The sequence below is a fragment of the Pseudomonas laurentiana genome (assembly GCF_014648275.1).
GTDB lineage: Bacteria > Pseudomonadota > Gammaproteobacteria > Pseudomonadales > Pseudomonadaceae > Aquipseudomonas > Aquipseudomonas laurentiana.
On the sequence record NZ_BMQU01000051.1, the window covers coordinates 1 to 5,487 of the forward strand.

Consider the following 5,487-nt stretch of genomic DNA (forward strand, 5'->3'; position numbering starts at 1 on the left):
GTACGGAACCGTACGCACGGTGGTGTGAGAGGACGGCGGGTGTGAACTCGCCTCCTACTCGATTTCCGCGAAATTAATTTTCTCGTAAAGCACAATCACTAAATTGTCATTCAGTGTGCCGTCATCGTGTGCTGGTATTTTCGGCAATGTGCTTTTCTATTGCGTAGTGCCGTCGCACAAGTGGCTCTGAATGCTGTCGAGCTTTATGCCGCAAGCGGCTGTTCTGGCCAAGATTTTAAGCGCTTCGATTGTTCAAGCAGTGTATGATTGCGCCCGTCAGCCCCGCCGGGGCTTGTGGAATACCACCATGGACTTACCCAGTAGTTACTCAATAGCTGATTTTGCCAATCACGTTCTGACTGATTGATCCTCCCGGCGTGCTCCCTGCTGGGAGTGGAGTTCGCCTATGACTGAAATCGAAGTAAAAAAGACTCAAGATAGCCTTCAGGATCGCCTTGCTCAGGTGGTCGAGCTGTTGCAGCGCCAGCGCGTGGTCGAAGACCTCACGCATCGCCAGGAAGGCCATCATCACGACCTGGTTGAAAACCTGGTTCACCGGCAGAACCTGGTCGAGCTGCAGCGCAAGCTCGATGATCTGCACTCTGCCGACGTTGCCTATATTCTCGAAGCGTTACCACTCGATGACCGTTTGACTGTTTGGCAACTGGTCAAGGCTGAGCGTGACGGCGACATTCTGCTCGAAGTGTCCGACTCGGTTCGTGAAACCCTGATCGCTGACATGGATGATCACGAGCTGCTGGCTGCGGCCAAGGAGATGGATGCCGACGAGTTGGCGGACCTAGCCCCTGAGCTGCCGCGTGACGTCGTTCATGAGCTCATGGAGAGCCTGGATGCGCAGCAGCGTGAGCGTGTCCGTTCTGCGCTGAGTTACGATGAGGAGCAGGTCGGCGCGTTGATGGACTTCGAGATGGTGACCATCCGTGAAGACGTCAGTCTAGAGGTGGTGCTGCGCTATCTTCGTCGCCTGAAAGAACTGCCGGGGCATACCGACAAGCTTTTCGTGGTCGACTATGACGGTATTCTCAAGGGCGTTCTGCCGATCAAGCGTTTGTTGGTCAATGATCCGGAGAAAAAGGTTTCCGAGGTCATGGCCAGTGATCCGGTCACCTTTCATCCAGAAGAAGACGCATACGATGCGGCTCAGGCGTTTGAGCGCTATGACCTGATCTCTGGTCCGGTGGTCGACAAGAACGACCGTCTGATCGGTCGTCTGACCATCGATGAGATGGTTGACCTGATTCGTGAAGAAAGCGAAAGCGAAGTCTTGAGCATGGCGGGTCTGCGTGAAGAAGAAGATATCTTCGCGTCGGTCTGGCGCTCGCTGCGTAACCGTTGGGCCTGGTTGGCGATCAACCTGATTACTGCGTTCGTGGCTTCCCGTGTGATCGGTCTGTTCGAGGGGTCGATCGAGAAACTGGTGGCATTGGCTGCCCTGATGCCGATCGTGGCAGGTATTGGGGGTAACTCCGGTAACCAGACCATCACCATGATTGTTCGGGCCATGGCGCTCGATCAGGTGAGCCCGGGCAATACATCGCGGTTAATGCGCAAGGAATTGGCGGTTGCCCTGATCAACGGCCTCATTTGGGGTGGTGTGATAGGTATCGTAGCGTTCCTGCTTTATCATAGCTGGTCGCTTGGTGTGGTGATGACTGCGGCAATGACCCTGAATCTCTTGCTTGCTGCGCTTATGGGAGTGCTGATCCCGATGACGCTGGTGCGTATGGGGCGCGATCCGGCAATGGGTTCCAGCGTGATGATCACTGCCGTGACCGACAGTGGCGGGTTCTTTATCTTTCTGGGGCTGGCAACGATCTTCCTGTTGTAGGTTTCCTCCAGGCGTGACAAAAAAAAGCCCGCTGTTATGCGGGCTTTTTTGTGGGTGTGTGGATTGGGATTCAGGAGGCGTCGGCTGCCATCTCTGCATCGTGCGCGATCAGGGCAACCAGCGCATTCTGTTGGCGGTGGGAGAGCTGGCGGAAGCGTTGCAGCAGTTCGCGCTCGTGCAGGGATAGCTCCGGGCTGTCCAGGCGCATGCTCAGTTCATCGCCCAGGGCTCCTTCCTGGATCAGGCTCTGCTCCAGGCGAGCGATGATTTCAGAGTTCATGCTGCGATGATGGTTGCGCGCAACCTCGGCAATGCGCTCACGCATTCCGTCAGGCAGGCGGACGACGAATTTGTCTGCGGTGCGGCTTGAGTAGATAGCCTGTTTCATTGGGCGCATATAATTGACCGGTTTTAGTTCAGGGGAAGCGGTTCTTGAAATTGGCCGCACGGTGACGTTACGACCACTGTTGGGGCCAAATGTTCAACCTGAATTGCGAGTGGGGCGCCTATGATGCCTCACAATCGCCGGTTCCTTGGCGTCAATTCTGTGACAAATAATGAGCCGGATAAAGGCTATTTGCCAGTACCAATTATCAGAAATGCGTACTGGTTTTAAAAGTCTTCATTTCCTCGCTTGTTCGATTTGGTGGAAGCTATCTCCTTGCTCCGACAAATGGCAAGAACAGAGCGGGAGAAAAATTTAAAATTCGCGTGCTTTCCTTAACTTATGAGCATAGTGGCTATGCAGCATGACGCAAGTGACGATTGCTTGACAGGTAGATTGATTTATCTGGTGGGGCCTTCAGGGGCCGGCAAGGACAGCCTGATTGAAGCGGCGCGTCCCGTGCTTCAGGGGCAGGGCGTAATGATTGCGCGGCGTGTGATTACCCGCTCGGCGGAGGCCAAGGGGGAAGAGGCCCAGGGGGTTACCCCGCAGCAGTTTGAGTTGCTCTGTAGTCAGAAGGCGTTTGCGTTGCATTGGCAGGCTAATGGCCTGTCCTACGGCATCCCCGTGCAGATCGATGCCTGGTTAAAAGACGGGCGGCATGTTCTGGTCAATGGCTCTCGCGCTCACTTGTCTGAGGCACGAGTGCGTTATCCGAATCTGTTGCCTGTATTGTTGACCGTCGATGCAGGCGTCTTGCGGCAGCGCCTGCTGGGGCGGGCGCGAGAAAGCCTTGATGACATCGAGCGACGCCTGGAGCGCTCGCGGGCCTTGGCTTGTGCTCAGGATTATACTGTTCATGCACTGGATAACTCCGGCGAGTTGCGTGATGCCGTATCACGCTTGTTGGCTCTGTTGCGTCAGGAGGGTGTGCTGGCTGCTGAGGTCTAAATAAAACCTACAGCCAAAAACCCCTACGGATGACATGACAAAAGCTGGTGTGCTGGGTAACATGCTCGCCGACTTGCGCCGTGCAGCATTCGTTGCCGGCTTCTGCGTCTCAGTAGCTCAATTGGATAGAGCATCCCCCTCCTAAGGGGAAGGTTGGCAGTTCGAACCTGCCCTGGGACACCATTCTTGCAATTGCTGCGGCTCATCAATCCTTTCTCTCATTTCCCGTGACAGTGTTGCGCGTTGGATGTGGAGCAGGCTCGCTTTTTGGGCTGCGGCGAAACAGTTGTTTAAGCCGCTGACGTAACTTTTTGACGCTCATGACCAGGTTGGGTGCATCAGCATGGTTGCTGCGCACCCAGGTTTGAGTTGTCAGATGCGAAACAGCGACACACTGGACTGCATGCTCTGGGCTGCGTCACCAAGCTGTTGAGCGGTGGCCGCCAGTTGGCGCATCGTTTCGGTGTTGTCACGGGACATTCGAGCGATCAGTTCCACTTGTTGCGCCACTTCCTGGCTGGCTTTGGATTGCTCGCCGATGGTTTGAGAGATTTCCTCGACTACCGAAGCGGCCTGGCGGGCCCCCTCACGGATTTGCTGGATGGATGCGCCGGCCTGAGTGGCCAGTTCGACTCCTTTACGTACGCGGCTGACGCCGGTCTGCATACTGTCGACGGCTTGCCCGGTACTCTCCCGGATGCGCTCGATCATGGTGGTGATCTCGCCAGTGGACTGCGCTGTGCGTGCGGCCAATCCACGGACCTCGTCGGCGACCACCGCAAATCCTCGGCCTGCTTCACCTGCACGTGCAGCCTCAATGGCAGCGTTCAGTGCCAGCAGGTTGGTTTGCTCGGCGATGCTGTTGATCACCTGGATAATGGAGTAGATGTCCTCCGAGCTTTGCCCCAGTGCCGTGATGGTCTCGGAGGAGCGATTGACTGCCTCGTCGATGCCTTTCATGCCATCGACAACGTTGAGGATCACATTTCCGCCATCTGTGGCCAGGCGCTCTGACTGGCCGGAAATGGATTGCGCATCGCGCGCATGCTCAGCAATTTGCGAGATGTTGGTGATCATCTGTTCGGTGGCGGAGGCCATGCTGGTAGCGCTATCGGACTGTTGGCCGGTGCGCTCGACCAGGCTTTTCGATGCTTGGCCAAGCTCGCGGGCGATGGTGCGCAACATGGCGTTTTCCTCCTGAATCGCCAGGATCATTCCTCGCAGGCTGTCGCGCATGTCGGCCAGGGAGCGCAGCAGGCGCCCGGTCTCATCGCGGTCATGGGCTTGGATTTCGGTCGTCAGGTCACCTTGCGCAATGCGGTCGGCGATTGCCATGGTCTCGCTCAGCGGTCGCAGTACTGAGCGAATCAACTGCACCGTGCAAAAGAGCAGCACTAGCGTGGCGATCAGCATGCCGCCGATCAGTACAGTCACGCTCTGTTGCAGTGCTGTCTTGCTCTGGGTACGGCTGGTATCTGCGCGGGTTGCAATCAGGTCGCTCAGGGCAGTGTTACGCTCCTCCAGTTCTTTGAACGTCTTGAGAAATGCCGGCAGCTGCGCCTGTGCTTTTTCGCGTGATTCCAGCGCCATGTGGATGATCGAGGTGGCGCTTTCTATATAGGTGTCCAGCAAGGGGCCAAGATTGGCGATCGCCTCGTGCAGATCCGGGTCAAGCGGCAGCTTGAGGTTGTTCTGCATAACGGTCTGAAACCACTGGGCGTGTTCTTTCAGATCCATTAATACCTGATTGGCTCCGGCTTTGTCTCCAGGCGCTACAAGCAAGGCGGCCAGCACGTCCGCACGCAGGGCATCGTGCATCATGTCGCCCTCCATGTGATTGCGCATGGCAGTCATGCTGTTGTCGCTGCGGATAAGTGCCTTGTTTTGAGCGTGCTCCCCGATAAGGCCGCTTGCACCAAGCAGCAAGGCAGCCAGAATGCTGACGAGCCCAAATCCAATCGTTCTCTGACGAATATTCATACTCAAGCCGCTCCACGTCCATGTCGTGAGCTAAGGGTAGATAGAGATAGGCGAGTGTCCAGAGCGCAATGGCGTAATACCGCGTGGTTGCTTGAGATAGCGTCATGAGCGTGCTGCTTATATAGGGCTAAGCTGAGGCGCGGGGAGAGGGGTTTGTTAAGCATTTGAAGCTAAAAGAGAAAATCTGAAAAAACTCGAAATAATTGCTTGACGGGCGCTTCGGAAAGCGTAGAATGCGCGCCATCGGTTGAGACGAAACGCTCTTAACCAACCGCTCTTTAACAATCGAATCAAGCAATTCGTGTGGGTGCTTGTGAAATCA

Annotated in this window: 4 protein-coding genes and 1 tRNA gene; 3 read left to right on the forward strand and 2 right to left on the reverse strand. The window is 55.9% G+C overall.

What is annotated here, in order from left to right; translation table 11 throughout:
* Positions 1–406 precede the first annotated feature (406 nt).
* Positions 407–1,849, forward strand: coding sequence for a magnesium transporter (mgtE, locus tag IE038_RS23610; RefSeq protein WP_163939842.1), 1,443 nt, complete (start codon positions 407–409; stop codon positions 1,847–1,849).
* 70 nt (positions 1,850–1,919) lie between these two features.
* On the opposite strand, the gene IE038_RS23615 is transcribed toward mgtE, so the two are convergent.
* Positions 1,920–2,246: an Arc family DNA-binding protein gene (locus tag IE038_RS23615; RefSeq protein ID WP_009681471.1), complete on the reverse strand. Its 327-nt coding sequence runs from the start codon at positions 2,244–2,246 to the stop codon at positions 1,920–1,922.
* Between the two features lie 345 nt (positions 2,247–2,591).
* On the opposite strand from IE038_RS23615, the gene phnN reads away from it, so the two are divergent.
* Both phnN and IE038_RS23625 read left to right on the forward strand, forming a co-directional pair.
* Complete coding sequence (gene phnN, locus IE038_RS23620) at positions 2,592–3,185, forward strand: phosphonate metabolism protein/1,5-bisphosphokinase (PRPP-forming) PhnN (protein ID WP_189396394.1); 594 nt, start codon at positions 2,592–2,594, stop codon at positions 3,183–3,185.
* A 106-nt stretch (positions 3,186–3,291) separates the two neighbouring features.
* Positions 3,292–3,368: transfer RNA gene (locus tag IE038_RS23625), tRNA-Arg, on the forward strand.
* 189 nt (positions 3,369–3,557) lie between these two features.
* On the opposite strand, the gene IE038_RS23630 is transcribed toward IE038_RS23625, so the two are convergent.
* The gene (locus IE038_RS23630; protein WP_189396395.1) at positions 3,558–5,165 is read right to left on the reverse strand and encodes a methyl-accepting chemotaxis protein; all 1,608 of its coding nucleotides are present in this window, start codon (positions 5,163–5,165) and stop codon (positions 3,558–3,560) included.
* Between the last annotated feature and the right edge of the window lie 322 nt (positions 5,166–5,487).